Annotated in this window: 28 protein-coding genes; 11 read left to right on the top strand and 17 right to left on the bottom strand. The window is 61.4% G+C overall.

The genetic code is table 11. The features are described from left to right. Positions 1–44: 44 nt before the first annotated feature. Entirely contained in the window at positions 45–479 is a 435-nt protein-coding gene (locus C0V73_RS08390) for a type II toxin-antitoxin system HicB family antitoxin (RefSeq protein WP_102019513.1), read from the bottom strand. 4 nt (positions 480–483) lie between these two features. Further along, positions 484–672, bottom strand: a complete 189-nt coding sequence (locus tag C0V73_RS08385) for a type II toxin-antitoxin system HicA family toxin (RefSeq protein ID WP_102019512.1) — start codon at positions 670–672, stop codon at positions 484–486. 126 nt (positions 673–798) lie between these two features. On the opposite strand from C0V73_RS08385, the gene C0V73_RS08380 reads away from it, so the two are divergent. Further along, a complete protein-coding gene (locus C0V73_RS08380) occupies positions 799–2505 on the top strand; it encodes a bifunctional diguanylate cyclase/phosphodiesterase (protein WP_245407911.1) in 1707 nt (568 codons plus the stop codon). A 19-nt stretch (positions 2506–2524) separates the two neighbouring features. Here the strand turns inward: C0V73_RS08380 and ispH are convergent, their stop codons facing one another. From ispH to coxB, 11 genes are all read right to left on the bottom strand, one after another. After that, on the bottom strand, positions 2525–3529 hold the full coding sequence (ispH, locus tag C0V73_RS08375) for a 4-hydroxy-3-methylbut-2-enyl diphosphate reductase (RefSeq protein ID WP_102019511.1): 1005 nt from the start codon (positions 3527–3529) through the stop codon (positions 2525–2527). Positions 3530–3533: 4 nt separating this feature from the next. Further along, positions 3534–3899: a DUF1304 domain-containing protein gene (locus C0V73_RS08370; RefSeq protein ID WP_102019510.1), complete on the bottom strand. Its 366-nt coding sequence runs from the start codon at positions 3897–3899 to the stop codon at positions 3534–3536. A 71-nt stretch (positions 3900–3970) separates the two neighbouring features. Next, a complete protein-coding gene (locus C0V73_RS08365) occupies positions 3971–4714 on the bottom strand; it encodes an SURF1 family protein (protein ID WP_245407928.1) in 744 nt (247 codons plus the stop codon). Between the two features lie 19 nt (positions 4715–4733). Next, complete coding sequence (locus C0V73_RS08360) at positions 4734–5117, bottom strand: DUF983 domain-containing protein (protein WP_102019509.1); 384 nt, start codon at positions 5115–5117, stop codon at positions 4734–4736. Continuing rightward, positions 5114–5638: a L,D-transpeptidase family protein gene (locus tag C0V73_RS08355; RefSeq protein ID WP_172450103.1), complete on the bottom strand. Its 525-nt coding sequence runs from the start codon at positions 5636–5638 to the stop codon at positions 5114–5116. Before C0V73_RS08355 ends, C0V73_RS08360 begins: the two co-directional genes overlap by 4 nt. 112 nt (positions 5639–5750) lie before the next feature. Further along, a complete protein-coding gene (locus C0V73_RS08350) occupies positions 5751–6626 on the bottom strand; it encodes a cytochrome c oxidase subunit 3 (RefSeq protein ID WP_102019507.1) in 876 nt (291 codons plus the stop codon). Positions 6627–6681: 55 nt separating this feature from the next. Then, on the bottom strand, positions 6682–7269 hold the full coding sequence (locus C0V73_RS08345) for a cytochrome c oxidase assembly protein (protein WP_245407927.1): 588 nt from the start codon (positions 7267–7269) through the stop codon (positions 6682–6684). A gap of 34 nt (positions 7270–7303) precedes the next feature. Then, positions 7304–7441 carry a hypothetical protein gene (locus tag C0V73_RS08340; protein WP_162695047.1) on the bottom strand — a complete coding sequence of 46 codons (138 nt, stop codon included), beginning with the start codon at positions 7439–7441 and terminating at the stop codon, positions 7304–7306. Further along, a complete protein-coding gene (locus C0V73_RS08335; protein ID WP_102019505.1) occupies positions 7438–8394 on the bottom strand; it encodes a heme o synthase in 957 nt (318 codons plus the stop codon). The genes C0V73_RS08340 and C0V73_RS08335 overlap by 4 nt, the downstream gene beginning before the upstream one ends. A gap of 90 nt (positions 8395–8484) precedes the next feature. Beyond that, entirely contained in the window at positions 8485–10152 is a 1668-nt protein-coding gene (gene ctaD / locus C0V73_RS08330; RefSeq protein WP_102019504.1) for a cytochrome c oxidase subunit I, read from the bottom strand. Between the two features lie 14 nt (positions 10153–10166). Beyond that, the gene (coxB, locus tag C0V73_RS08325; protein WP_102019656.1) at positions 10167–11054 is read right to left on the bottom strand and encodes a cytochrome c oxidase subunit II; all 888 of its coding nucleotides are present in this window, start codon (positions 11052–11054) and stop codon (positions 10167–10169) included. A gap of 326 nt (positions 11055–11380) precedes the next feature. Here coxB and C0V73_RS08320 point away from each other — a divergent pair, with 326 nt between their 5' ends. The 3 genes from C0V73_RS08320 to C0V73_RS08310 all read left to right on the top strand — a co-directional run bounded on the left by C0V73_RS08320 (position 11381) and on the right by C0V73_RS08310 (position 13863). Then, positions 11381–11911 carry an invasion associated locus B family protein gene (locus tag C0V73_RS08320; protein ID WP_102019503.1) on the top strand — a complete coding sequence of 177 codons (531 nt, stop codon included), beginning with the start codon at positions 11381–11383 and terminating at the stop codon, positions 11909–11911. 111 nt (positions 11912–12022) lie between these two features. After that, positions 12023–13438 carry a metalloprotease TldD gene (gene tldD / locus C0V73_RS08315; protein ID WP_102019502.1) on the top strand — a complete coding sequence of 472 codons (1416 nt, stop codon included), beginning with the start codon at positions 12023–12025 and terminating at the stop codon, positions 13436–13438. Beyond that, entirely contained in the window at positions 13435–13863 is a 429-nt protein-coding gene (locus C0V73_RS08310) for a VOC family protein (RefSeq protein WP_102019501.1), read from the top strand. The genes tldD and C0V73_RS08310 overlap by 4 nt, the downstream gene beginning before the upstream one ends. 49 nt (positions 13864–13912) lie before the next feature. Here C0V73_RS08310 and C0V73_RS08305 read toward each other — a convergent pair whose 3' ends face one another. After that, positions 13913–15223: a D-alanyl-D-alanine carboxypeptidase gene (locus tag C0V73_RS08305; protein ID WP_102019500.1), complete on the bottom strand. Its 1311-nt coding sequence runs from the start codon at positions 15221–15223 to the stop codon at positions 13913–13915. A 213-nt stretch (positions 15224–15436) separates the two neighbouring features. Continuing rightward, complete coding sequence (soxR, locus tag C0V73_RS08300; protein ID WP_102019499.1) at positions 15437–15880, bottom strand: redox-sensitive transcriptional activator SoxR; 444 nt, start codon at positions 15878–15880, stop codon at positions 15437–15439. A gap of 79 nt (positions 15881–15959) precedes the next feature. On the opposite strand from soxR, the gene C0V73_RS08295 reads away from it, so the two are divergent. Further along, the gene (locus C0V73_RS08295; protein WP_102019498.1) at positions 15960–17444 is read left to right on the top strand and encodes an MFS transporter; all 1485 of its coding nucleotides are present in this window, start codon (positions 15960–15962) and stop codon (positions 17442–17444) included. Between the two features lie 84 nt (positions 17445–17528). After that, positions 17529–18575: a polysaccharide deacetylase family protein gene (locus C0V73_RS08290; protein WP_102019497.1), complete on the top strand. Its 1047-nt coding sequence runs from the start codon at positions 17529–17531 to the stop codon at positions 18573–18575. Positions 18576–18590: 15 nt separating this feature from the next. Here the strand turns inward: C0V73_RS08290 and pdxH are convergent, their stop codons facing one another. Next, the gene (gene pdxH / locus C0V73_RS08285) at positions 18591–19205 is read right to left on the bottom strand and encodes a pyridoxamine 5'-phosphate oxidase (protein WP_143708321.1); all 615 of its coding nucleotides are present in this window, start codon (positions 19203–19205) and stop codon (positions 18591–18593) included. Between the two features lie 110 nt (positions 19206–19315). On the opposite strand from pdxH, the gene C0V73_RS08280 reads away from it, so the two are divergent. From C0V73_RS08280 to C0V73_RS08265, 4 genes are all read left to right on the top strand, one after another. Continuing rightward, complete coding sequence (locus tag C0V73_RS08280) at positions 19316–19726, top strand: RT0821/Lpp0805 family surface protein (RefSeq protein WP_102019495.1); 411 nt, start codon at positions 19316–19318, stop codon at positions 19724–19726. 223 nt (positions 19727–19949) lie between these two features. Further along, on the top strand, positions 19950–21230 hold the full coding sequence (locus C0V73_RS08275) for a DnaJ domain-containing protein (protein WP_102019494.1): 1281 nt from the start codon (positions 19950–19952) through the stop codon (positions 21228–21230). Between the two features lie 169 nt (positions 21231–21399). Beyond that, positions 21400–22218 (top strand): enoyl-ACP reductase FabI, encoded by an 819-nt coding sequence (gene fabI / locus C0V73_RS08270; protein WP_102019493.1) that lies wholly within the window; start codon positions 21400–21402, stop codon positions 22216–22218. 16 nt (positions 22219–22234) lie between these two features. Further along, positions 22235–22825 (top strand): histidine phosphatase family protein, encoded by a 591-nt coding sequence (locus C0V73_RS08265; protein ID WP_102019492.1) that lies wholly within the window; start codon positions 22235–22237, stop codon positions 22823–22825. A gap of 43 nt (positions 22826–22868) precedes the next feature. Here C0V73_RS08265 and C0V73_RS08260 read toward each other — a convergent pair whose 3' ends face one another. Further along, entirely contained in the window at positions 22869–23129 is a 261-nt protein-coding gene (locus tag C0V73_RS08260) for a DUF1344 domain-containing protein (RefSeq protein WP_102019491.1), read from the bottom strand. 306 nt (positions 23130–23435) lie between these two features. Here C0V73_RS08260 and C0V73_RS08255 point away from each other — a divergent pair, with 306 nt between their 5' ends. Further along, on the top strand, positions 23436–26489 hold the full coding sequence (locus C0V73_RS08255; RefSeq protein ID WP_102019490.1) for an EAL domain-containing protein: 3054 nt from the start codon (positions 23436–23438) through the stop codon (positions 26487–26489). The last annotated feature ends 29 nt before the right edge of the window (positions 26490–26518 follow it).

Below are 26518 nucleotides of genomic sequence, written 5' to 3'. Positions count from 1 at the left end.
TGGAACGACACGGGGCACAGGAAATGGGGCGTGCGCCAGCTCCATCAGGCTGACAGTGCATAGCCCTTGGCGTTGTTGTGGTTCCCATCGTCCTTCATTTGGCGCTCTGCTGCCTGCGCGAGGAAGCCGGAGCGTGTCAGACCATGCGCTTCTGCATGGGAATCAATCGCACGCAGCAGATCCTCTGCCAACGTGATGTTGACGCGAACTGCCTTCTTGGCAGGACCTCTGAGCGGAATGAGAACGGCCACGGCATCGCTGTTTTCCGGATCAGACATGATCGCCTCGAGCGAAGAAGGCTCGGGGATCGCCTCACCGTCCTCGACCATGCCTTCGACATGGAAAGCCAGCGCCTCCTCCGCCATTCGGCGTGCATCGTCCAGATTCGTGCCAGCCGTCGCTACGCCCGGAAAGTCGGGAAAGGAGACGCCATAATCGCTGTCAGGATCCTTGTGGATCAGGCCGATGAAATTGTGCATGCGATCACCTCAGCTTCAACCCAGACTGTTTCTCGATGTTCTTCAGAGTTCCGATCGGCAGATCCCTCTTTGGATGGGGCACAGTCACGCGGCCGGGCTTTGCGTCATGTTTGAACTGGACATGACTGCCCTTGGTGGAGACTTCATACCACCCGTCTGCCTTCAACGCGGCAATGACTGCTGAACTCCTCATCAGATGGTTATACACACTTGATGTGTACGCTTCAAGTTGCTCAGCCTGTCCCAAACCGACGCAAATTTTACAGCTCGCTAATATTATTCCTGTAGTATTCCCTCAAATAATGACCGGAATGACGCAATGGACCTTCCGCCAACCGCCCGCATGGCGCACGATTTTGCTGCCGCCATGAGCCTCGCGCTCATTGTGGTCGATAGTCACGGCGACATCCGCTTTGCGAATGACGCGTTCTGCAGCATGTTCGGCTACGAACCGGATCAGATCCGGGGGCATCCGGTTACCATGATCATTCCGGAGCGCATGCGCGGTGCCCACACGGTAGGCATGGCCAATGTCGCAGGCGGCGCCAAGCCGGGACTCGGTGGCAAGCCGGTGGAAGTCTCCGCGCTGCGGAGCGACGGGTCTGAATTTCCGATCGAGATCACGCTTTCCACCTGGACTGCCGAGGACGGGTTTTGGGCGGGTGCTGCGATTAAGGACATATCCGAACGGCGCGAGCGGGATGCCCGCCTGATGCGTCTTGCCTCTCACGACACCCTGACCGGGCTGCAGAACCGTCATGAATTCATGACCGTGCTTGCGCAAAAGATGGCTTCTGGCGAGCCATGCAGCCTGATCCTGATGGATCTCGACGGCTTCAAGGAGGTCAACGACACGCATGGCCATGTGATGGGGGACAGCCTGCTGCAGGCGATTGCCGTGCGCATCCCCTACCTGCTGGGCGACACAGCTACCGTTGCGCGCCTTGGCGGTGACGAGTTCGGCATTCTCTATGCGCCATGTAGCGATCCGCTGGTCGTGCAGCAGGAGGCAGTGAAGATCCTTGAGGCCTTTCGAAAACCGTTCAGCCTCGGCGGAATGCATCTGGAACTGGGCGCGAGCCTCGGCATTGCGATTGCGCCTGAGCATGGGGCTGACGCGGACGAGCTGCTGGCTTCGTCCGATTTTGCTCTCTATTGCGCCAAGGCAGCGGGGGGACGGTCTTACCGCTTCTTCGAACCTGCCATGCGCAGCGAGAGCCAGGCGAAACGGGATATGCGCGACGAGCTGCGTCACGCCATGCGCAATGGCGATCTCGAGCTCTATTTTCAGCCGCAGGTGGAGCTGACTACGCGACGGATCGTCGGTTTCGAAGCACTCATCCGCTGGAACCACCCGCAGCACGGACTGCTGCTGCCCGGTCGTTTCCTGCCGGCGCTGGAGCAAAGCACGCTTGCTGCCGAAATCGGCTGGTGGACGATCGACGAGGCCTGCCGGATGGCGAAGTCACTCAACGCAGGTGGCGGAGATTGCAAGGTGGCCGTCAATCTTTTCCCGCAACAGTTCCGCGCCGCGAACCTGCGGGATCGGGTAGTCGAGGCCGTGCAGCGACACGAAATCTCTGCCAATTGGCTGGAGCTCGAAGTTACCGAGGAGGTGACGCTGAATGACGACGAAGCCAGCCTGCTGACGCTGAAGGCCATCCGCGACATCGGTGTCGGCGTCGCCTTCGACGACTTCGGAACCGGCTATGCGTCGCTGTCTTCGCTGCAGCGCTATCCACTTTCGACGTTGAAGATCGATCGGGGGTTCATCCGCGATATCCAGACGTCCCCGTCAGACGCTGCCATCACCCGTGCCCTGGTTGCGATGAGCCGCGAAATGCGTCTGGACACCGTGGCCGAGGGGATTGAAACCGAAGCGCAGGCCGCGGTGCTCCTGGCAATGGGGTGTCTGCAGGGACAGGGTTATCTCTTCGGTCGACCGATGCCGGCGCGCGATGCGCTGTCGCTCTATCAGCAGACGGCAGGACTTCACCGGGATATGCGCGCAACCGGTTTCCACTAAGCGCGCAGGGTACCCGAGCTCAGCCGTTGACCCAGGCCATGTCCTCGCGCGTCAGTTCGACGTCGCGCAGTTCCCGATTGACGAGGAAATGCTCGTTTTCCTCGGCCGTGATCGCAAGCTCTACCTTCGCGTCAAAGCGCTGGCGGAAGGCGTCGATGATCTCGTCGACGATGACCTCCGGCGCGGAGGCGCCGGCGGAGATGCCGAGCGTGCCGATTTCACCGACATAGTCCCAGTCGATCTCGGAGGCGCGCTGGACGAGCAGCGAGCGGGTGGCCCCTGCCCTCAAGGCCACTTCGACGAGACGTTTGGAGTTGGACGAATTCGGCGCACCGACGACGATGAAGAGATCGCAGCCGGGGGCTGCGTGTTTCACCGCTTCCTGGCGGTTGGTGGTCGCGTAGCAGATCGAGTCTGCTGATGGTGCCGTCAGGTTCGGGAAGCGCTCCATCAGGCGCGCGATGACGCCGGCGGTATCATCGACCGAGAGCGTGGTCTGGGTGACGTAGCCGAGATTATCAGCGTCGAGCGGCTGATAGGCGTCCGCGTCTTCGACGGTTTCGACGAGGGAGACCGTGCCTTCCGGCAGTTGTCCCATGGTCCCGATCACCTCCGGATGCCCGGCATGGCCGATCAGGATGACATGGCGACCGAGGCGCTCATGGCGCATGGCCTGCTTGTGAACCTTGGAGACCAGCGGGCACGTGGCGTCGAGATAGAACAGGTTGCGGCTTGCCGCATCTTCCGGCACCGACTTCGGCACGCCATGGGCGGAGAAGACCACCGGCTGTTGGCGATGCTCGGCCGGGATCTCGTCGAGTTCTTCGACGAAGATGGCGCCCTTGGCTTCCAGGCCTTCGACGACGTAGCGGTTGTGGACGATTTCGTGGCGCACATAAACCGGAGCCCCGTAGCGCTTGAGAGCGAGCACGACGATCTGGATGGCACGGTCGACGCCGGCGCAGAAGCCGCGCGGGCCACAGAGCCTGATCGTCAAAGGGGGTCGGTTCTGGTGCATGTTCATCGGATCAACCGGCAATCAGGACAGCGATAATGGCGAGGGCGGCGGGAAGCGCCTGGATGACGAAAATCTTCCGCGAGGCCGTTGCACCTCCATATAGGCCGGCGACCAGCACGCAGCCAAGGAAAAACAACTGAATTTGAGTGCCGACGGCAACATCCGGGTGGAGCAGGCCCCATAGAAGGCCGGCGGCGAGGAAGCCGTTGTAGAGGCCCTGGTTGGCCGCCATGACCTTGGTCGCTTCCGCCTGCTCGGGCTTCATGCCGAAGGCGCGGCGCCCGGTCGGGGTGGTCCACAGAAATATCTCAAGGATCAGAATGTAGATGTGTTCGAGCGCGACGAGCGCTACCAGCGTAGAGGCGAGATAGGACATGCAGTTTCCCCGACACGGCGGTCTATTCGCCGTCTTCATCCGGTCCTTCTAGCGGAAAATCTTCCGTGGCTCTATCGGGATTTCCGACGGATCAGGCCTGCAAGCACGACCGCGACCAGGGCAAAGGCAAGGCCGTACCAGGTGATGACATATTGCAGGTGGTTGTTGGGCAGGTCGATCTGGGTCACGCCACCCTTGGGTAGGCCGCCTGCGACCGGCGTCGAATCGGCATCGAGGAAGAAGGGCAGAACGCGATCGGCCGGCAGGTCGACGGAAGCCGCCATGCGGGCGCGGTCCTTCCAGTAGAAGATGTTGGCCGCCTCGTCATTGTCAGGAACCAGCGAAGACGGCTTTTCCGAAAGTTCGGCCCGGGCGAGACCCGTGATCGTCTGTTCGCCATCGACCAGGCTCTCGGGACGCGTTGCCGGATCCTTGCGGTCATAGGGGACGAAGCCCCTGTTGACGAAGAGGTAGCGCCCATCGGCAAGCTCAAGCGGCGTGTAGAGGTAAAAGCCCGATTGGCCCTGGAAGGTCGCAAGGAAGTGGCGTTCCTTGTCGTTCAGGTAACGACCGCTCGCCGTTGCCTGCCGATAATCGACCGCTTCCCCGGCTGCCAGCAGCCTTTCCAGTTCAGCAATATCGACGGGTGCTGCGGTGCTGCGTTGCTGGATGTCGGCAAGTAGCGCTTCCTTCCAGTGCAGGCGATTGACCTGCCAGGTGCCGAGCGACAGGAGGATGACCAGCGCTGCGGGAACGAGCACCAAGGCAATCCAGAAACGCCAGGTGCGGCGGCCGGTCCTGCCCCCCTCACCCATGCCCTCCGCCATGCCCATGTCAGCCACGGTCGATGACCCCTTGAGAGGCGTTGTGCTTGTATTGGAGGGCAATCAGCAAAGCTTTCAGGAAGCGCATCAGCCAGAGGGTGAGCGCCACGCCGAGCGGCGCGAAGACGAGGATGTGGAGCCACATCGAGGGCTGGTAGGTCAGTTCCACCCAGACTGCGAAACCAACGACCAGAAGGTCGGCAAGCAGGATGACGAAGATTGCCGGGCCATCGCCCGCATCCACCCAGGAGAGATCAAGGCCGCAGGAATTGCAGCGGGCCTTCGGCTTGGTAAAGCCGTCAAACAGCTTGCCGTTGCCGCAGCGCGGGCAGGACGCCGTCAGCGCCGCCTTGACCGGATCTACCGGCGGAAATTTCGCTTCGTCTTCGGTCATGGTGTGATCTCGATCGGCGTGCCATCAGGCACGGAATTCCAAATAATATCCATATCCGCATTGGTAACGGCGATACACCCATCCGTCCAATCGAAACGCTGCGTCAAATACGCCAACCAGCCGAGATAGTTCCTCTGGCCATGGATCATGATCATGCCGCCCGGGTTTTTTCCTGAAGCTTCGGCTCGGGCTATGTCAGCGGCATCTGGATAGGAAATGTGCAAAGAGAGATGATAGGCACTTTTGTCATTGCGCCAGTCGATCCGATAGCGCCCCTCCGGTGTGCGCTGATCGCCCTCTTCGCTCTTGTGCCCCTCCGGTGCGCCACCAAGTGCAATGGGAAACGTCGCGAGTATCGTTTGTCCCTGCATCAGGGAAAGACGCCGATCGGATTTGTCGACCAGGATATGGCTGGCGATTTCGGTCGCTGCGGAGGATGTAGAAGTCTGAAACCACACCGCAACAGTAGATGCGGCGGCCAAGACTGACGCATAGAATAGACTGGAGACGTTCGTTGCCATGGCTGCATCTTCCGTGAGCATCCAAAGGGCATTCCGTGACCCGAGCAGATGGCAAAACAAAGGCGGCTGGGTTGCAGCCGCCGTTGTCAAAATCAACCTGAAACCACATGCCTCAATGGGCGAGCGGTGCGCCCCAGTCGCCCCAGATATAGATGGCGAAGAAGAGGAACAGCCAGACGACGTCAACGAAGTGCCAGTACCAGGCGGCAGCTTCGAAGCCGAAATGCTGCTGCGGGGTGAAGTGGCCAGCGAGCGCACGGAACAGGCAGACGATCAGGAAGATCGTGCCGACCAGAACGTGGAAGCCGTGGAAGCCGGTCGCCATGAAGAAGGTCGCGCCGTAGATCGAATTCTTGAAGTCGAACGGCGAGTGCATGTACTCGTAGGCCTGGACGAACGAGAACAGGATGCCGAGCACGACCGTCAGCGCGAGGCCGGAGACCAGGCCCTTGCGGTCATTGTGGAGCATCGCATGGTGTGCCCAGGTCACGCAGGTGCCGGACAGCAGCAGGATTACGGTGTTGTAGAGCGGCAGGTGCCAGGGATCGACAACTTCGATGCCCTGCGGCGGCCAGGTGCCACCGGTAAACTCGACGCGGCTTGCCTGGATCGCCTCGTTGGCGAAGAGGCTGGCGTCGAAGAAGGCCCAGAACCAGGCGACGAAGAACATCACTTCGGAAGCGATGAACATGATCATGCCGTAGCGCAGATGCAGCGAGACGACCCGGGTGTGGTGGCCTTCGTGGGCTTCCTTGATGGTATCGGCCCACCAGGCGAACATCGTGAAGAGCACGATGGCGAGGCCGATAAAGAAGAGCCACGGGCTGGCGAAATTGATGCCGAACAGGTTCAGCGAGCCGCCATTCAGGTAGCGCATGTAGCCGACGCCACCGAAGGTGAGGACGAAGGCGCCGATCGAGGCCAGGAGCGGCCATGGGCTCGGATCGATGATGTGGTAGTCGTGGTTCTTCTGGTGCGCTTCGGCCATTTCAGCAATCCCCGAATGTCAATTTCATTACGAGTTCCGGCGAACCGGAGCCCTCTCACAGTTTCGGCTGTTCCTTGTCTTCACCGACCGACAATGCGGCCACCGGCTCCTGATCATCGCGCGGATAGAAGGTGTAAGACAGGGTAATCGTTCCGATGCCCTTTGTCTCTTCCGCCTCTACGATGGCGGGATCGACGAAGAAGACGACCGGCATTTCCAGTGTTTCGCCCGGCTGCAACGTGGTCTTGGTGAAGCAGAAGCACTGGACCTTGTTGAAGTAGGCGCCAGCTTCGCCGGGGGTCACGTTGAAGATCGCCTCACCGGTGACCGGATGTGGCGAATTGTTCGTTGCGGTATAGGTGATCTGGACGGTTTCGCCGATCTTCGGCGTCACCTTCTTGTCGACCGCCTTGAAATCCCAGTTCAGACCGGGAGAGGCATTCGCATCGAAGGTCACGTTGATCGTGCGGTCAAGCACGACGTCGGACATCTGCTCGACGCGCTGGGTCGTGCCGCCGTAACCGGTGACCTGGCAGAAAAGCTGGTAAAGCGGCACAGCCGCATAGGCCATGCCGACCATGGCGCCAACGAAGACGACGCAGGCGCTCGCTACGCCGAGATTTCGGCGGCTGGATTGCTGGATGTGGTCGTTCGATTCGGTCACGATCTTTGCCTCGTCAGCCCACGTTGCCGATCTTGATGATGGTCACGACATAAAAGATCACGACGAGAGCCGCGAGCACGACGCCGAGGGCAATGTTGCGGCCACGGCGCGACTTGCGCTGCTTGTCGTTGAGTTGAACGGTTTCGATCACAGTGCACCTCCGAGCGAGCCGACAAACGGCGCGAGGTAGAAATCGATCATCAGAGCCGCGAAGATCGCGAAGAGATAGAAGATCGAATAGGCGAAGAGCTTCTTGGCCGGTACCATCTTTTCGTCGCCGTCGGCCATCCGCCAGACGGCGATGGAACAGTGCACGAAATAGGCGCCGAGGAGGCCGGCAAAGATGCCGTAACCGATGGAGGCGAGACCCGTGACTGTCGGCAGCACGCCGGTGACGGCCGTCAGGACGGCATAGACGGCGATCTGGCGCTTGGTCGAGGGGATGCCGGCAACGTTGGGCATCATGGGGACGCCGACTGCGCCATAGTCCTTCATCTTGAACAGAGCGAGCGCCCAGAAATGCGCCGGCGTCCAGAGGAAGATGATCATGAACATGATGACGCTATCGAGGGCGACGCCACCGGTGACGCAGGCCCAGCCGACCATGGGCGGGAAAGCGCCGGCCGCACCGCCGATGACGATGTTCTGCGGGGTCGAGCGCTTCAGCCACATCGTATAGACGACGGCGTAGAAGAAGATGGTGAAGGCGAGCAGGCCAGCGGCGAACCAGTTGACCGCAAGGCCGAGAATGCCAACGGAAAACACCGAGAGGACGAGGCCAAAGGCGAGAGCCTCATGCGGCGTGACGCGGCCGGCCGGGACCGGACGGGTCGCGGTACGCGTCATGATCGCGTCGATATCGGCGTCGTACCACATGTTGAGCGCGCCGGACGCACCAGCGCCAACCGCGATGCACAGGATCGCGATAAAGCCGATGACCGGGTTGATCTCGCCCGGTGCGAGCAGCAGGCCGGCCAGCGCCGTGAAGACGACGAGCGACATGACACGCGGCTTGAGAAGCGCGAAGAAATCGCGGGGACCGGCCTCGGAGAGGCGAACCTCACCTTCCATGCCGAAAACGTCGCCACTGTCGATAACCGTCATACTCTCGAATTCCGTCTTGCTTGCTGTTTTGTCGAGCGCCGCGATCCCCTGGACCGCGGCGCCCGAACTCTTTTCAGTGAGCCTTCCGGCTTACTTGATCTTCGGCAGCTGTTCCCACTGGTGGTACGGCGGCGGCGAAGACAGCTGCCATTCCAGCGTGGTTGCACCTTCACCCCAGGGGTTGTCGCCGGCGACGCGCTTCTTGGCGAAGGCTTCGAAGACGCCGTAGAGGAAGACGAGAACCGCAAAGGCCGAGATGTAGGAGCCGATCGACGAGACATAGTTCCAGCCGGCATAGGCATCCGGATAGTCGATGTAGCGGCGCGGCATGCCGGCGAGGCCGAGGAAGTGCTGCGGGAAGAACACGAGGTTCACGCCGACGAACATGATCCAGAAGTGCAGCTTGCCGACGAACTCGTTGTACATGTAGCCGGTGATCTTCGGGAACCAGTAGTACCAGCCAGCGAAGATCGCGAAGACGGCGCCGAGCGACAGAACGTAGTGGAAGTGAGCCACGACGTAGTAGGTGTCATGTAGCGAGCGGTCGAGGCCGGCGTTGGCGAGCTGGACGCCCGTGACGCCACCGACGGTGAACAGGAAGATGAAGCCGATCGCCCAGACCATCGGGGTCTTGAAGGTCAGCGAGCCACCCCACATCGTCGCGATCCAGGAGAAGATCTTGATGCCGGTCGGCACCGCGATGACCATGGTTGCGAAGAGGAAGTAACGCTGCGCCGAAAGAGACAGGCCTACCGTGTACATGTGGTGAGCCCACACGACGAAGCCGACGGCGCCGATGCCGACCATGGCGTAGGCCATGCCGAGGTAGCCGAAGACCGGCTTCTTCGAGAAGGTCGACACGATGTGGCTGACGATACCGAAGCCGGGCAGGATCAGGATGTAAACTTCCGGGTGACCGAAGAACCAGAACAGGTGCTGGTAGAGAACCGGGTCACCACCGCCTTCAGGCGAGAAGAAGGTCGTGCCGAAGTTACGGTCGGTCAGCAGCATGGTGATGCCACCGGCGAGAACCGGGAGCGACAGCAGCAGCAGGAAGGCAGTAACCAGAACGGCCCAGGCGAAGAGCGGCATCTTGTGCAGCGTCATGCCCGGAGCGCGCATGTTCAGGATCGTGGTGATGAAGTTGATCGCACCGAGGATCGAGGACGCACCGGAGACGTGGAGCGCAAAGATCGCAAGGTCAACAGCCGGACCGGGCTGACCCGAGGTCGCAAGCGGCGGATAGAGCGTCCAGCCACCACCGACGCCGTAAGCGCCTGCCGGACCTTCGACGAACATCGAGAGCACGAGCAGCAGGAAGGCCGGGACGATCAGCCAGAAGGAGATGTTGTTGAGGCGCGGGAAGGCCATGTCCGGAGCGCCGATCATGATCGGGATCATCCAGTTGGCAAAGCCGCCGATCAGCGCCGGCATAACCATGAAGAAGATCATGATCAGGGCGTGGGCCGTCGTGAAGACGTTGTACATGTGCTTGCCGCCATCGATGGCAGCATCACCTTCGAAGCCGTAGACCATCTGGGCCAGACCGTGGAAGATCTGGATGCCCGGGTCCTGGAGCTCCATACGCATGGCAACCGAGAGAGCGGCGCCGATGATACCCGCCACGATCGCGAAGATCAGATAGAGGGTACCGATGTCCTTGTGGTTGGTCGACAGGAACCAGCGGGCGAAGAAGCCCGGCTTATGGTCGTGATGTGCGCCGTGCGCGTGTTCGTCGTGGGCAACAGAGCCAGCCATTGACCTCACTCCTCTCAGTTCGTGATGTTTTCAGCTGTCTGGACGGCGGCGGGAGCGCCATCGACAGCAGCCATGAGAGCGCGATTGGCGCCGGAGAGATCCGAGGTCGCGGCCTGCAGCCAGGTCGCGTACTGCTCGTCGGTCACGACGCGGATCGCGATCGGCATGAACGCATGGTCCTTGCCGCACAACTCCGAACACTGGCCGTAGTATAGACCTTCACGGTCAGCGCGGAACCAGGTTTCGTTCAGACGGCCCGGGATGGCGTCGATCTTGATGCCGAAGGCCGGCATTGCGAAGGCGTGAATGACGTCGGTCGGGGCTGCCGTGACCAGCAGACGAACGGTCTTGCCAACGGGAACGACGACTTCGTTATCCACAGCCAGAAGGCGCGGGTAACGGGCAACGTCTTCCTTGCCGATGGCAGCGCGGTCGGTTTCCTTCAGCATGTAGCTGTCGAAGGACACGGCCTGCTCGCCTTCATACTCATAAGACCACAGCCACTGGGTGGCGGTTGCCTTGATGGTGATGTCCGGGTTTTCCGGCATCTTCAGCTGGTAGGTCAGCAGGTTGAAAGACGGGATCGCAATCGCGAAGAGAATGAGAACCGGAGCAACCGTCCAGACAATCTCGATCGCAGTGTTATGGCTCGTCTTCGACGGCACCGGATTGGCGGCAGCGCGGAATTTGACGACCACGAGGATCAGAAGAATCAGAACGAAGATGGTGATCGGAACGATGAACCACAGTGTGTACTGCTCGAACCAGCTGTTGAACTCCATGATGGAGGTGGCTGGTTCCTGCATACCCATCTGCCAGGGCTTCGGCTGATCGGCGAAGCCTACAGAAGCGAAAAGCAGACAGGCCAAAGCGGCCAAGGCTGCATAGGTTCTCTTCATCACGGTTTGGTCTCCCACAAGCGCTTGATCCACATCAAACCATAGCGCAAAAATCATGCTAGTGTCGCCGTTTCAAATCACAGATTGGCCGCAATCGCAATACGCCCGGACGAAAGCCGGTGCGGCATTTTTGCGCTTCATCAAATGCATGCGACCTCGATGCACAGGCTTTAACCAGTTGGGGCACCATGAGGCGCATGATTGCGCTTCCACATCCAAAACGCAGTCCCAATTATGCCGTAGTCGGCCTTAAAACAGGCGTCGGGGCTTCCCATTTGCGCACCCCGACGACAAGAATGTCGGCAATGATTCGTTTTCCAGAGGTTTTCATGGGTCTGCCTAGACTTGCCTGGTCCAGCCTGACCGCGAGCGCCGTGCTGATCGCCGCTCTCGCGACGCCGGCACAGAGCCAGCAACCGCAACAACAGCCGGGTTCGATCCGCTCCAACCACGGGGCTTGGTCTGTCATCTGCGACAAGCCGGCAGGTGCATCCGAAGAGCAATGCGCTCTGATGCAGAACGTCATTGCCGAGGATCGCCCGGAAGTCGGGCTCTCCGTCGTCGTCTTGAAGACCGCCGACCGCAAGGCGCGCATCCTGCGTATCCTCGCCCCGCTCGGTGTTCTCCTCAAGGATGGCATGGAGCTCTTCGTCGACGGAAATAATATCGGCCGCGCCTATTTCACCCGCTGCTTCTCGGAAGGCTGCTATGTGGAAGTGGAGATCGACGAGGAACTGATGAAGATCCTGCGCGCCGGCAAGGCTGCCGTGTTTGCGCTGCGCGAATCCGCCGACCAGGATCGTGTCGGTATTCCGATCGAGCTTGCCGGCTTCGGCGAAGGTTATGACAAGCTGCCCTGAGCGGCCGGTCGCCGGATCGTGATGACTTTATAGATCAGGGGCAAGTCCGGCGGGCTTGCCCCTTTTTCGTTGCGCGCCTACATGCAGAGCCAGCGACCCAAGGAGACCCGCATGACCCAGGACCTTCTCTCCCTCTTCGATTGCGATGAAGGCACGCTGACGCGGCGCGTCGCGGATGCCTTGAAAGGTGCTGACGATGGCGAGCTCTTCGTCGAGCATGCCCAGGCGGAATCGGTGACTTTCGACAATGGTCGGCTCAAGGGTGGCTCCTTCAACACGGACCAGGGTTTCGGGCTTCGCGCTGTGGCCGGCGAGGCTGTCGGCTATGCCCATGCCGGCGAGCTGTCGCTGTCAGCCCTCTCCCGCGCCGCCGATGCCGTCGGCGCCGTGACCCATGGCCATTCCGGCTCCTATGCGGCTGCCCCGCAGCGGACCAATGCCAAGCTCTATGGCGACGGTAATCCGATCGGCTCGCCGACCTTCGAAGAGAAGGTGAAGCTGCTGTCGGAGATCGACGCCTATCTGCGCGACAAGGACCCCAAGGTGCGGCAAGTCTCAGCGACTGTCGGCGCAAGCTGGCAGGTGGTCGAGATCCTGCGGGCCGACGGACACCGGGTGCGCGATATCCGTCCAATGACCCGCATCAACATTTCCGTCGTGACAGGCGAAGGCGACCGCCAGGAAAGCGGCTCGTTCGGGGTCGGCGGCCGTATGGGTTTCAATGATTTCCTGACTGAGGAAAGCTGGCAGCGCGGGGCCGACGAGGCGTTGCGGCAGGCGCTCGTCAATCTCGAGGCTCAGGAAGCGCCTGCTGGTACGATGGACATCGTGCTCGGCAATGGCTGGCCAGGCGTCATGCTGCATGAGGCTGTCGGCCACGGGCTGGAAGGCGACTTCAACCGCAAGAAGACCTCTGCCTTTGCCGGTCTGATGGGCGAGATGGTGGCAGCACCTGGCGTCACAGTCGTCGACGACGGCACGATCAACGACCGGCGTGGCTCGATCACCATCGACGATGAGGGCACGCCATCGGCCTATAACGTGCTGATCGAGAATGGCAGGCTGGTCGGCTACATGCAGGACCGGCAGAACGCCCGGCTGATGGGCATGAAGGCGACCGGCAATGGCCGTCGTCAGGGCTATGCCCACCAGCCCATGCCGCGCATGACCAACACCTACATGCTTTCCGGCGACAAGAGCCCCGAAGAGATCATCGCATCCGTCAAGAAGGGCATCTATGCCGTCTCCTTCGGCGGCGGCCAGGTCGACATCACCTCGGGCAAGTTCGTCTTCGGCTGCACCGAGGCTTACCTCATCGAAAACGGGAAGATCGGCGCCCCGGTCAAGGGCGCCATGCTGATCGGCAACGGGCCGGACGCCATGCGCCGGATCTCGATGATTGGCAACGACACGAAGCTCGACACCGGGATTGGCAATTGCGGCAAGGCCGGCCAATGGGTCCCCGTCGGCGTCGGCCAGCCACACCTGCGGATGGACCAGATCACGGTGGGCGGGACGAAAGCTTGAGAGAAAACGCGCTCGTTCCCGAACTCGCAGTGAGTGACTGGCGAACGAGCCGCGCCTTCTACCACGATCTCATCGGCTTTGAGGTGGTCAATGAACGCCCTGAGGAAGGCTTCAGCTTCCTCAGGCTTGGCGACGCGCAACTGATGATCGACCAGATCGGGCTCGGCCGGACTTTCGAGTTGGCGGAAGCGCCGCTGGATCGACCATTCGGTCGGGGAGTTAACCTACAGATCCGCGTGCCTCATGTTCGGCCCGTTCTCGACCGGTTAGAGACAGCTGCAGTGTCTCTCTATCTGCCTCTCGAAGAGAAATGGTATCGGCGCGACTATCACGAGGTCGGAAATAGACAATTCGTTGTCACCGATCCGGATGGCTATCTGCTGAGGTTGTTCGAGGATCTCGGGATGCGGAATCTCGCACCTTAGTTTGTAGACAACCATCTCATAGAGACTGCTGTAACCCCAACAGAACCAATCACCCCCGTGCCGGCATCAGCACGCAGTCGTAGCGCTGGCGCACCAGCTTGTCGCAGGCAATGCGGGCTTCTTCCTTGGTCTCGAAACCGGTGAAGCGGGCGCGGTAGAAGGTGATGCCGTTGCGGGTGACCATTTCGGTGTAGGTGTCGAGATCCTGCAGCGGGGTGCCGACCTTCTGGCGGGCCTGGGAGAGAAGATCCATCGCGGCCTGTGCGGAGGTGGCGGCGGCAATCTGGATCTGCCATTTGCGATCGGTTGCCGTTGGCGTGCTCGCCGTGTGCTGCGGGTCGACCGGGGCGAAACGGCTTGCCGGGGTGGCGACCAGCTCTGCGGCGGCCGTTTCCGATGGGGCATAGGCAGCGGCAGTTCCCGGGGCCGAGGTGCCGGTGGCGCCGGCCATGCCCTGCACGGCGGCGACTGCCGACTGGCGCGAAGCGGGAACCGGAATATCGTCACCCAGGCGGGCGAGATCCATCTGAACGCCGGTCGAGCGCGAAACCAGCAATTGCTCGCCCGACGAGGCCTTCTTGATGTTGGCGTCGATCAGGCGTTCCATGATCTTGTCGCGGCTTGCCGCCGTTCTGCCGCCCATGACGACGCCGATCACGCGGCGGCCATTGTGTTCGACAGCACTCACGAGGTTGAAGCCGGAGGCATTGGTGTAGCCGGTCTTGATGCCGTCCATGCCCTTGTAGCGATACATCAGGTTGTTGTGGCCGTTGATGGTCTTGCCGCGGAACTTGAAGCTCTTGGTGGCGAAGAGTTCGTATTCCTTCGGGAAGTCCCGCATCAGGGCGACGCCGAGGGTCGACATGTCGCGCGCGGTGGTGAACTGCTGCGCATGCGGAAGGCCCGAGGCGTTGAAGAAGGTGGTGTTCATCATGCCGAGCGAGCGGGCCTTGCGGGTCATCAAGGCGGCAAAGCCTTCTTCGCTGCCGCCGAGCTTCTCGCCGATCGCGGCGGATGCATCATTGGCCGACTTGACGATCATCGCCAGCACGGCTTCGCGGACCGTGATGCTGTCACCTGCCTTGACGAAGAGTTTTGTCGGCGGGCGGGAGGCTGCGTGTTTCGAAAAGGGAACGGGGCTGTCCCAGCTCAGCTTTCCGGCGCGGATGGCGTCGAAGACCATGTAGACCGACATCATCTTGGTGAGCGAGGCCGGGTGATTGAGGTCATCGGGGTTTTCGGAGGCGAGAACTTCACCGGTGCGGGCATCGAGGAGGAGTTGGGCGCTGCCGGCATGAGCGGTGCTCGAGAGGGAAAGGATCGCTACGCAAAACGATAACGCGATCAGCAACTTGCTCATGAAAACTCCAATGCCGCCGGATTTCAATGATGACAGAGACTGGTCCGATTCGATCGACCCGCCGTCTTGTGGTTGAGGCCCTATGGCAAGAATGGGGCGACAATCAGCCGATCGGAATCAAATGCAACCATCAGTCCACAGAAGGTCGCCCGATCATGGTGAATGGAGGGTTAATTCACAGGGCGAATGCTCGCAGTGGCGGTCACGAAGCCGTCAGCGGGCAAGCGATACCGCGCCTGTGCCTTCTTCTGCCAGCCTGTCTGCGGGATTGACGAGCTGACAGCGCTGAAGAGACAGGCAGCCGCAGCCGATGCAGCCGTCAAGATCGGTGCGCAAGCGCTGGAGGACACGGATGCGGGCATCGAGCCTTTCGGCCCATCCCGTTGCGATGCGGCGCCAGTCTTCGGGCGTTGGCGTGCGGCCTGCCGGAAGCGCCGACAAGGCGTCCGCGACCTCCGACAGCGGCAGCCCCACCTCCTGCGCAGCGCGGATCAAGGCCAGACGACGCAGGACATCGCGGCCATAGCGGCGCTGGTTTCCACCGGTTCGATCGGCAGAGATCAGGCCCTTGCGCTCGTAGAAATGGATGGCCGAGACCGCCAGTCCGCTGCGGCGGGCGACGTCTCCGACGGTCAGATGCATTTTTTGGCTCGCCATGGCTTTACCTCAACTTCGGTTGAGGTTGTAGCATGGTCGGAAATCGCATTCTATCGCATCCCGCAGAGAGAGTTCGTTCATGACCGATACCCCGACCGAGAGGCTCGCCGTCACGCCCGCAACAGCCGTGGACAGCACCGGGGAAGCCCAATCGGCGACCGTTGACGAAGGAGGCTGGCTCGATCTGCTGCAGCCTGCCCATCTCGCCACGACCCTGATGCTGAGCATGGGTGTCGCGCTCTTTGCGTTCAACGGCTTCTTCGTCTCGACCGTCTTGCCGAGCGCGATCGCGGAGATCGGCGGCGGGCACCTGATCGCCTGGTCGGTCTCGCTTTACCTGATCGGTTCGATCGTTGCCGGGGTGACGGCTGCCCAGCTGAAGCAGCGCTTCGGTGCGCGGCGGGTACTGATCGTGGCCACCCTCCTCTTCATCGCTGGCACGGTGGTTGCAGCCATGGCAACGTCTATGGAGCAGGTGCTTGTCGGCCGGGTCGGACAGGGGCTGGGCGAAGGCGTCGTGGCGGCGATCTGCTATGCGTTGATCCCGGCGCTCTTTCCTGCCCGGCTGGTGCCCAAGGTCTTCGGGGTCGAAGCCCTGGTCTGGACCTGCGCCTCCTTCGGGGGCCCGTTTGCGGCCGGCTGGATGGCCGAGAGCTTTTCCTGGCGCATGGCTTTTCTGATCAATGTCCCCTTCGGTCTCATCTTCATCGTGCTTGCCGCCTTCACGGCGACGAGACGCGAAAAGGGTCTCGAGGCATCGGGCCTGCCACTCTCGCCGCTCGTGCTGCTTTCGCTCGGCATGCTGATGGTCCTTTACTCCGGCATCGTCGGGCAGGCCTTGATGTCGGCAGCCCTGGTCTTTGCGGGTCTCGCCCTGCTCGGCTTCAGCGTCATCAGGGACCGCCTCTCCCCATCCAGCCTGATGCCGCACAGCGCCTTTGGTCTTAATTCCACAGTCGGCACGGGTCTCTGGCTGGTCCTCCTGATGCCGGTCGCCCAGGCAACGAGCAGCGTTTACTTCGTCTTTGGCCTGCAGCGCGGCTTCGGCTTCGGTCCGATGGTGGCGGGCGGCCTCGGCGCTGTGATGGCGATGAGCTGGAGCCTCGTTGCCGTCTTGATCGCCCATATCGGGGCGGGGTCGGCCCGGCGGCGCGCCATCGAGGCAGGGCCCGTTCTGCAATGTGCCGGAATGATCCTCGTGGCGCTCGGCTTTCATCAGGGGTCTCTGGCGCTCCTGATTGCCGGGCAGATCGTCGTCGGCGCGGCCTTCGGCGCGAGCTGGGCATTCCTCAGCCAGATGCTGATGGAGGCAAGTGCCGCTGGAGAGCGTGACAAGACGTCGGGCCTGATCCCGACGCTGCAATCGGCAGGTTTCGCGATCGGGGCAGCCTTTGCCGGACTTGCCGGCAACAGCCTTGGCCTGGCCGAGGCTTCGACCAACGAGACGACGAACATCGCATTTGCCGTCACCTTCCTCATCCCTGTCCTGTGGACAGTCCCGGCCGTTCTGCTCGCCAGGCGCTCCACCCGGCTTGCCGAGGGCGTTTTGCCGCCTTCAGCATAAATTGAGGCGACCTGTTGAACCTAGTTTAAGGACTTGAGGGCTAGCCTCCCGGCCATTGTGACCAATGGTATTTCAGGCAGGGCAATGGCGGGACGGATCGGACAGCGGGTGAAACAGGCGGTGATTACCGCCGGGCTGGAGGCGTCCTTTCTGATGTCGCGGCTCGGCGTTGGTCGTAGCCTCAAAGGGCGGGGCGTGATCTTCACGCTGCATCATGTCCGGCCGGACGAGGCGGGCGCCTTCCAGCCGAACCGGCATCTGTCGATCACACCGGAGTTTCTTGATTCCGCCATCCGGGCGCTCGCGGCACGCGGCTATCGGTTCTTGCGTTTGCAAGATGTACCGGCAGCCCTTGCCGCCCCCGAGGGGGAGGCTCCCTTTGCTGTCTTCACCCTCGACGATGGCTTTCGCGACAACCGCGATCATGCGCTGCCGGTCTTCGAGCGCCACGGCGTTCCTTTCACCATCTTTGTCTGCAAGGGGCTTTCGGAGCGCAGCCACACGATGTGGTGGGACACGGCAGAGGCGCTGATTGCGGCAAAGTCTCGCGTGGCGCTCTGCCTGCCGGCGGGCCGCATCGACCTCGATTGTGGTACGGCGAGTGCAAAGTCAGCCGCTTTCGATGCCGTCGCGCGTGCGCTGATGGCGGGCGATGAGGCGAAGGGCGTGGCGCAGCTTGACGCGGCAGCCAATGCTGCGGGGATCAATCCGCATGCCCTCGTCGCCGAAGCTGTGATGGACGGGCAGGAGCTCGCGGCACTTGCCAGTCACCCACTCGTCTCCTACGGCGCCCATACCGTGAGCCACCGGGGCCTTGCCCAACTGACCGATACCGAGCTTCTGTCCGAATTCAACGCAAGCGCCGAATATGTGGGGGCGATCACCGGAGAGCGACCGGTGACCTTTGCCTATCCCTATGGTGATGCCCGCAGTGCAACGGTGCGGACCGCCGGCTATGCCGACTGGGCGGGTTTCAAGCTCTCGGTGACAACCCGCCCGGGCACTTTGACGCCGGCCTCGATGGCGAGCCCGCAGCTCCTGCCGCGGATCTCGCTCAACGGGCTCTACCAGAAGGGTCGTTACGTCGAGGCTCTGGCATCGGGGCTGCCGTCGAAACTCGCCGGCGGCTGACCCCCTCCCCTCGCCTCAAGGGTACATGCGGACCTTCGACCAGCCGTCGCCATCACGTCGAAACTCGATGCGATCGTGCAGGCGGAACTTGCGGTCGTGCCAGAACTCGATCGAGCTTGGAATGATGCGGAAGCCCGACCAATGGGGTGGGCGCGGCACATTTCCGAGCGCGTATTTCGCGGTGTATTCCGCAACTGCCTTTTCCAGAGCGAAGCGGCCCTCGAGTGGACGGGACTGTTTCGACGCCCAGGCACCGATGCGGCTGCCGAGCGGGCGCGACTCGTAATACTCGTTCGCTTCCGCGTCGGATACGACTTCGACCTCCCCCCTCAGGCGGATCTGGCGGCGCAGCGATTTCCAATGAAAACACATTGCCGCCTTTTTCTGGCCGAGAATTTCCTGTCCCTTCTGGCTCTCGAAATTCGTGTAGAACACAAAGCCTCTGACATCGAAGCCCTTGAGAAGCACCATACGCACATTCGGTAGACCATCCGCATCCACGGTGGCGAGCGCCACCGCATTGGGATCGTTGATCTCCGAGGCTTCGGCGTCCTTCAGCCAGGTGGCGAAGAGGGCAAAGGGTTCGCTCTCTTCCGTGAAGTCACCAGTTGTTAACCCGATATCTGACATATTGTGTAAAATGCTCCCGATATGCATATTGGCCGCCGATGACGAAGCACTGGATCGTAGGCCCCTTGAAAGACATAGCAAAGTCGGTCGAGCGTACAAAGGGTTGGTGCATGCGTAGAAGCTCGATCTTGCTCATCATCACTGCGACACTTCCGCTCAGCGGATGCTTTGGCAGCAGCATGGACCTGTTCGGTTCGGACACCGTCGACAGCTCGATCTCCACCTCTACCGTTGCCAAGAAGGGCAATGGAACGAGCCATTCCGACGAATTGACGGTGCAGAGCGCCGTGTCGTCGGCGGATCTTTCCAAGACCGAAGGCAAGCCGCTTCCCTGGGCGAACGCGACTACGGGCAGCGCTGGCGTGGTGACCGCCATTCAGGAAGAGAAAGGCGATGGCGTGATCTGCCGCAACTTCTCGACCACGCGCCACTCCTACGAAGGCATCGCCTATTTCTCCGGCAAGACCTGCACAGCAGGCTCCGGAAGCTGGCAGCTGATGAGCTTCGACCGTCAATCGTAAACGGCGGAGCGATTTCGGTCGCATTCGAAAGAATTGCTTAAGCAAACCCGAAGAAATAGGCCTCCCTGCCCTCACGCAGCGTAACCTTCGATTAGCACTCGCGTGCGAGGCTTTCTCCCAACTGTAGCGACCGGACCCGCATGTATCAGAGGGGACGGCATGAGAGTTCGCGGACAAGGCGCCATGATCGGGCCTTGCCGCCTGAGGTGTGTTGGTGTCCTCGATGCGTGATTTCTACTCGATCCTCGGCGTGAAGCGTGATGCGGGCGCGGACGAAATCAAGGCTGCATGGCGCACGAAAGCGAAATCCGTGCATCCGGACCAGAACCGGGACGATCCGCTGGCGAACAATCGCTTTGCCGAGATCGGCCGGGCCTATGAAGTGCTGAAGGATCCGGCCAAACGCAGCCGGTATGATCAACAACGCATGAAGGTGGAAGCCTTGGAACGCGAGCAGACGATCATGCAGCAGCGCCAGTCGGCGCGCGAGGCAGCCGAGAAGGCCAAGCAGGCCAAGGCCAATGCCGAACGCGTGCTGGAGGAACTTGCGCGCGCCGAGGCCGAGAAGGCTAAGGCCGATGCCGCCCAGGCTGCCAAAATGAAGGCGGCGAAGGAACAGGCCGCCGAAGCGAAGGCCAAGGCACAAGCCCAGGCCGGTATGAAGGAAGAGACCGCGGACGCGACAGCTTCCGGAGCCTCCACAAGCGGTGCCGACAAGGCTGCGGGCACGGCTTCCGGGGCAACAGGTGGCTCGACCGCCGGTCCGAGCGCTTCCGTTGGCGGCACTGCATCCGGCCCCGAGGAAACCGTCTCCCGCATTTTTGGCGACAGCCCGGAAGCGGCGGCCGCCGCCGAGAACCTGCGTCGTGAACAGGAAGCGGCAGAGCTTTCCGAGGGAATGCCGCTCAAGCCGGCAGCCTCTCCCCTGCTCGCGCCAATCGAACTTTTGAGCTCTTTCGTCCGGCGCCTGCGCGGTGCTCCGCCGCCGCTGCCGGAAAAGGCACCCGACATCTTTGCTGATGCCGTTGTCGCGATTGCTGACCTGCTCGAACAGAAATCCGTATCGATCACGCTCAATGACGGCCGCGAAGTGCGCGTGCCGCTCGACGGCGTGACCGAGGGTCATGTCGTGCGCCTGAAGAACCAGGGTCTCAAGTTCCAGGGCCTGCAGCGCGGCGATGTGGCCGTCACCATCAAGGTTCTGAAGGCAGAGCGCTTCCTCGTCGACCAGTTCGACATCCGCACGGTGTTGCCGATCACACTCGAAAATGCCGTGCTTGGCTGCGAAAGCCAGGTGGAGGGCCCTGATGGAACCATGGTTCCCGTGACGGTGCCGGCCTGGTCGAATTCCGACCAGGTGATCCGCATCGACGACCTCGGCCTGCCCAATGGCGAGGGCGGACGCGGTGCGCTCGTCGTCGAGCTGCGCGTCATGCTGTGGGAAAAGCCGGACGAGAAGGTGACTGACCTCATGCGCCTTATGCGCGAGGGTCTTTACATCTAAACGGTCTCCCCTAGCCTACCTTTGGTGCGTTTTTGCCTGACATATGAAGGATTTCTGACGAAGGCGGCGATTGTCGAGGGACCGATCGACGGATGTCGGGCTGCAATCTTGAACGCCGGAACGGCCTGTGCCATAGGCAATTCCACAGAAAGCATCAAAGGGTCCCGATATGGTTCAAGGTTCCGGCCTTATGGCAGGCAAGCGCGGCGTCATCATGGGTGTCGCCAACAATCGCTCGATCGCGTGGGGTATCGCGAAGGCCTGTCGCGACCAGGGTGCCGAGATCGCGCTGACCTGGCAGGGTGACGCGCTGAAGAAGCGTGTCGAGCCGCTGGCCCAAGAACTGGACGCCTTCCTTGCCGGCGATTGCGACGTGACCAATCTCGACAGCATCGATGCCGTCTTCACCAATATCGAAGCGCATTGGGGCAAGATCGACTTCGTCGTGCATGCGATCGCCTTCTCCGACAAGGACGAGCTAACCGGCCGTTATATCGAAACGAGCCGTGACAACTTCACCCGGACGATGGACATCTCCGTCTACTCGTTCACCGCCGTTGCAGCCCGCGCCGAAAAGATCATGAACGATGGCGGCTCGCTTCTGACGCTCACCTATTACGGCGCCGAGAAGGTCATGCCGCACTACAACGTCATGGGTGTGGCGAAGGCCGCACTCGAAGCGTCCGTACGCTATCTCGCCGTCGACATGGGCGGGCGCGGCATTCGCGTCAACGCGATCTCGGCCGGCCCGATCAAGACGCTTGCGGCCTCCGGCATCGGCGACTTCCGCTATATTCTGAAGTGGAACGAGTATCACTCGCCGCTGAAGCGCAACGTCACCACCGACGAGGTGGGCAAGTCGGGCATGTATCTCCTGTCCGATCTTTCGACCGGGGTTTCCGGCGAAGTGCACCACGTCGACTGCGGCTATCACACGGTTGGCATGAAGTCGGTCGACGCGCCCGACATCGTGCTCGGCAAGGACTGACATCGGAGACTGCGCCGTGCTCATCTACATGATCCGTCACGGCCAGACCGACTGGAATGCCGAAGGCCGCATGCAGGGGCAGAAGGACATCGGCCTCAACGATATCGGCCGCCAGCAGGCGTCCGAAAACGGGCGCAAGCTCGCGCAAATCCTCGGAAGCCATGCCGGGGATTTTGATTTTGTGAGTTCGCCACTCGGACGCACCCGCGACACGATGGAACGCGCGCGCACCGCCATGGGCTTGGCCCCTGGCGAATACCGGCTCGACGACCGGCTGAAGGAACTTTCCTTCGGCGCCTGGGAAGGATCGACGCTGCCTGAACTGGCCGAGGTGTCGCCCGAGCGCGTTGCCGAACGGGCCCGGCAGAAATGGGGTTTCATTCCTCCCGGCGACGATGCGGAAAGCTATGAGATCCTGTCGTGGAGGATTGGTGCCTGGCTGAAATCGGTGGAGCGCCCCACCGTCTGCGTTAGCCATGGTGGCGTCATCCGCAGTTGCTTCCGCCTGATCGGCGATGTCAGCGAGGACGAGGCCTGCGAAATGAACATCCCGCAGGACCGGATATTGAAGATCGACCGCGATCAGAAGACCATCGGCTGGCTCTGATCGCCGATCTCGGCCGCTCTGTTGAGGCGGCCCTCTGCCTGCATTACTGCAGGACTTCCAGATCGTCGACGACGCGCTTGCCGTCTACTTCCGTGTAGAACACGATGACCTTCTGGCCGGGCTCCAACCCTTCGAAGTTGAACTCCGCCGGAACCGCATAGGTCTTGCCGTCCTCGAGGACGAGGCTCATTCCATCGACATTCACGTCACGGATCGTCGACTCGACATCGGCGCTGCCAGCGAGCACAGCGACGGGGGAAAGGAAGCTTGCCGTGGCAAGAAGCAGGGATATCACGACACGCATGCGAACCACCTTCGACCAAATCGATGCTGAAAACGACTGCAAAATAGCCTCCCGAATGTGGCGGAATTCGCCCGTGATAGTGACTTTTCAAGGGGATTGTGGACCCGAATGGCAGCCGGGATCAAGCGCCATCAGTCGGTTATCCTTGGGGGAATGTTCGGTTTAAGCTCTGTGAAGGCATGATCGGAAGAAATGCCAAGGCGATCGACAAAGTACAGGGAGGGGAAAAAGCTCGCGTCTACCGAAATCCTAAATTAACCGCCACACCATAGACTTAGCGCAGTTGGGATCAGGGGAAACCTAGACTTGCGTAAATTGATGAAGGACCCGCGGGCCGAGAGCAGATGGGGCAACGGCATGCTCTGGCTGATCGGCGGCGCCTTGCTGAGTGTCCTGATCGTGTCGGTTGGGCTGATGATCGATCGGCAAACCGCGCTGAGCGAACGGGGCCGGATCGAACATACGGTGCTGGATCGCCTGCTGCATGTGAAGTCCCAGATCAAGAACAAGGTTCTTCAGGACCGGGATCTGGCTTTGGCGCTCGCAGACGATATCGCAGACGACAACACGCTGTCCCCGACCGAGCTCAACCGGACAATCCGGCAAATCCTTGCCAACAATCCGCATATGAAAGCGATCCAGTTCCTCCCGCTGGACGATCCCGGGCGCATGGCTTTCACGGCCTCAATCACGAGCCGAGACCGAAACTTCATCATCGATATTCCCGTGCCCCCGCTATCCTGGCAGAGCACCAATGAGTGGGTATCGCTGGTCATAGAAGTCGACGCAGATCGCTTCTTCGACCATTACGGCCTGCTGACCGAAGCCGAGCTGCCCGACCATGAAGAGCATGACCACACCAAGCTTGCAGTGACGCTACCGCCGGTCTCCGGCACCGAACGCATCTTTGGGGATGCGTCCATCTTCGCTGAACAGCCTGTCACAGTGTCTGTCGAGGATGAGGGCTTGCCCTTCGAGATCTATGGCGTGCCCGGCGACGGCTGGGACGCGGCCATGAACCGTCTGCTGCCAAGCCGTCTGCTGGTGCTGGCGGGCGTGCTGGCGATGATGATCTCGGTGCTGCTCGCGGTCTTCCTGCTCAGCGAGCGCAATATGAACATCGCGCGCCTCCGGGGACGCGAACAACGGCTGCTCGAGCTGTCGCAGCGTTTCCAGCTGGCTCTCGAAACGTCAAATATCGGCATCTGGGAAATCGACAGCACGACCCATGCGCTGATCTGGGATAGCCGCAGTGCTGGCCTGCATGGCCTACCGGAAAGCCTCTCCGACGACGAAGATCGGCTTGCCGACTGGTTCGCCTCGCTGCATGCCGATGACATCGGCAAGGCAGAACAGTTCTATTTCGACTGCGTCGTTGCCGGCACGGCCGACCAGTGGGACATCAGCTACCGGATCCCTCTGTCCGACAACAGCTTCCGCTACCTGCGCTCCGTCGGTGCCCGCACGCTCGACGGCAGCATCACCGGCATCGTCTGCGACGTGACGACCGATACGCTGGTCACGCAGTCGCTGAGCCGGGCGAAGGAGAACAGCGACATCAAGAATGCCGAGCTCGAACTCGCACTCGAGGAACTCTCGAGCCGTGAACACCAGCTGGCCGAAGCCTCGCAGCGCCTGGATCTTGCGCTCGGCTCCTATAGTTGCGGCACCTGGGAAGGTGACCCAGTGACGCGGAGCGCCATCTGGGACGAGCGTATGCACCAGCTCTACGGCATCCCGTTCAGCGACAAGGCCGTTCCCGAGCATGTCTGGCTCTCTCGTCTGCACCCCGACGATCGCGGCGATATCCAGCTCGCCACGAAACGGGCGGTGACACTCGACCAGATCATGAACACGACCCAGCGCGTGGTCCTGCAGAACGGCGAGATCCGCTATATCCGCTCCGTCGGCCAGCCGCATGTCGGTCGCGATGGCAAGAAGAAGCTGATCGGGATTGCCTTCGACGTGACCGCCGATGCGCTGCTTGCCGAGCAGCTGCGCAATGCCAAGGCGGAAACCGACATGCGCAACATCGAACTGGAGCTCGCGAAGAACCGCATCGAGTTCAACGCGCTTCACGATCCGCTGACCTCGCTTGCCAACCGCCGCAAGCTCGATCTCGAGCTTGACCTGCTGGTTCGCAATGGCGAGCGCCCGACGAACAAGTTCGCCTTCCTGCATCTCGACCTCGACCGGTTCAAGGAAATCAACGACACGCTGGGACATGCAGCAGGCGACGCCATGCTGGTACATGCCTCGCGCATCCTGATGAAACACGTGCCGCGCGGCGATCTCGTCGCCCGTATCGGCGGTGACGAATTCGTCGTTCTCGCCCGCCGTCAGACCACCGTGGACGAACTGGCGGCACTGGCCAACAAGATTATCGAGGAAATGCGCCAGCCGCTCGACTTCGAAGGGTTTGACTGTCGCTGCGGCGTGTCCATCGGCATTGCGCAGGCACAAGGTGCCTCGCCCGATGCGCGCAAGGTTCTCATCAACGCCGACATCGCGCTTTATCAGGCCAAGGAAAAGGGCCGGAACTGCTACGAGTTCTTCACGCCCGATCTGCAGGCCAATATCGTCGCCAAGAAGCGCATGGCCGACGACATCCTCGCGGGCTTCGACCGCGACGAGTTCATCGTTTACTACCAGCCGCAGTTCGAGGCTTCGAACATGCAACTCTGCGGCGCAGAAGCGCTGATCCGCTGGCGTCATCCCGATCGCGGCATTCTTGCTTCCGGCAACTTCCTGAAGGTCGCCGAAGACCTGAACGTCATGGCCCGGATCGACGAACTGGTCCTGCAGACGGCGCTGAAGGATCAGATGCGCTGGACGGCGCTCGGCATGCAGGTGCCGCGCATTTCGGTGAACGTGTCCTCCAAGCGTCTGCATGACGACAACCTCATCGAACAGTTGCGCGGCCTGCAGATTTCGCCCGGCTCGATCTGCTTCGAACTGGTGGAATCGATCTTCCTGGACGAGAGCGACACGCTCGCCTCCGAAAATATCGAGAAGATCAAGGCACTCGGCATCGATATCGAAATCGACGATTTCGGCACCGGCCATACCTCGATCGTCAGTTTGTTAAAGCTGAAGCCGAAGCGGCTGAAGATCGATCGTCAGCTCGTTATGCCTGTCACCGTGCAGCCGCAGGAGCGCAGTCTCGTGCGCAACATCGTCGAGATTGCCCGCTCGCTCGGCATCGAGACCGTGGCGGAAGGCGTGGAAACGCAGGAACATGCCGGCATTCTGCGCCAGCTTGGCTGCGACTATCTGCAGGGCTATGCCTTTGCCAAGCCGCTCTCGTTTGAGGATTTCACCCGTTTCGTCGACCGTCTGCCGCAGCGCAAGGCGTCTTGAGCACACGCGTCGGTGGATCATGCCGCCCG

This window comes from Rhizobium sp. TH135 (genome assembly GCF_002855515.1).
Classification (GTDB): Bacteria; Pseudomonadota; Alphaproteobacteria; order Rhizobiales; family Rhizobiaceae; genus Allorhizobium.
The sequence above is the reverse complement of the archived record's forward strand: the minus strand, read 5'-3'. Positions and strand labels throughout refer to the sequence as shown.

Coding starts and splice junctions, on each gene's coding strand:
- C0V73_RS08365 (WP_245407928.1), bottom strand. CDS start 4,714: ATGGGTGAGGGGGGCAGGACCGGCCGCCGCACCTGGCGTTTCTGGATT.
- ctaD (WP_102019504.1), bottom strand. CDS start 10,152: ATGGCTGGCTCTGTTGCCCACGACGAACACGCGCACGGCGCACATCAC.
- C0V73_RS08355 (WP_172450103.1), bottom strand. CDS start 5,638: ATGGCAACGAACGTCTCCAGTCTATTCTATGCGTCAGTCTTGGCCGCC.
- C0V73_RS08305 (WP_102019500.1), bottom strand. CDS start 15,223: ATGAGCAAGTTGCTGATCGCGTTATCGTTTTGCGTAGCGATCCTTTCC.
- C0V73_RS08390 (WP_102019513.1), bottom strand. CDS start 479: ATGCACAATTTCATCGGCCTGATCCACAAGGATCCTGACAGCGATTAT.
- C0V73_RS08320 (WP_102019503.1), top strand. CDS start 11,381: ATGGGTCTGCCTAGACTTGCCTGGTCCAGCCTGACCGCGAGCGCCGTG.
- C0V73_RS08380 (WP_245407911.1), top strand. CDS start 799: ATGGACCTTCCGCCAACCGCCCGCATGGCGCACGATTTTGCTGCCGCC.
- soxR (WP_102019499.1), bottom strand. CDS start 15,880: ATGGCGAGCCAAAAAATGCATCTGACCGTCGGAGACGTCGCCCGCCGC.
- C0V73_RS08295 (WP_102019498.1), top strand. CDS start 15,960: ATGACCGATACCCCGACCGAGAGGCTCGCCGTCACGCCCGCAACAGCC.
- C0V73_RS08385 (WP_102019512.1), bottom strand. CDS start 672: ATGAGGAGTTCAGCAGTCATTGCCGCGTTGAAGGCAGACGGGTGGTAT.
- C0V73_RS08360 (WP_102019509.1), bottom strand. CDS start 5,117: ATGACCGAAGACGAAGCGAAATTTCCGCCGGTAGATCCGGTCAAGGCG.
- C0V73_RS08260 (WP_102019491.1), bottom strand. CDS start 23,129: ATGCGTGTCGTGATATCCCTGCTTCTTGCCACGGCAAGCTTCCTTTCC.
- C0V73_RS08275 (WP_102019494.1), top strand. CDS start 19,950: ATGCGTGATTTCTACTCGATCCTCGGCGTGAAGCGTGATGCGGGCGCG.
- C0V73_RS08290 (WP_102019497.1), top strand. CDS start 17,529: ATGGCGGGACGGATCGGACAGCGGGTGAAACAGGCGGTGATTACCGCC.
- pdxH (WP_143708321.1), bottom strand. CDS start 19,205: ATGTCAGATATCGGGTTAACAACTGGTGACTTCACGGAAGAGAGCGAA.
- fabI (WP_102019493.1), top strand. CDS start 21,400: ATGGTTCAAGGTTCCGGCCTTATGGCAGGCAAGCGCGGCGTCATCATG.
- ispH (WP_102019511.1), bottom strand. CDS start 3,529: ATGAACATGCACCAGAACCGACCCCCTTTGACGATCAGGCTCTGTGGC.
- tldD (WP_102019502.1), top strand. CDS start 12,023: ATGACCCAGGACCTTCTCTCCCTCTTCGATTGCGATGAAGGCACGCTG.
- C0V73_RS08335 (WP_102019505.1), bottom strand. CDS start 8,394: ATGACGGTTATCGACAGTGGCGACGTTTTCGGCATGGAAGGTGAGGTT.
- C0V73_RS08370 (WP_102019510.1), bottom strand. CDS start 3,899: ATGTCCTATCTCGCCTCTACGCTGGTAGCGCTCGTCGCGCTCGAACAC.
- C0V73_RS08350 (WP_102019507.1), bottom strand. CDS start 6,626: ATGGCCGAAGCGCACCAGAAGAACCACGACTACCACATCATCGATCCG.
- C0V73_RS08280 (WP_102019495.1), top strand. CDS start 19,316: ATGCGTAGAAGCTCGATCTTGCTCATCATCACTGCGACACTTCCGCTC.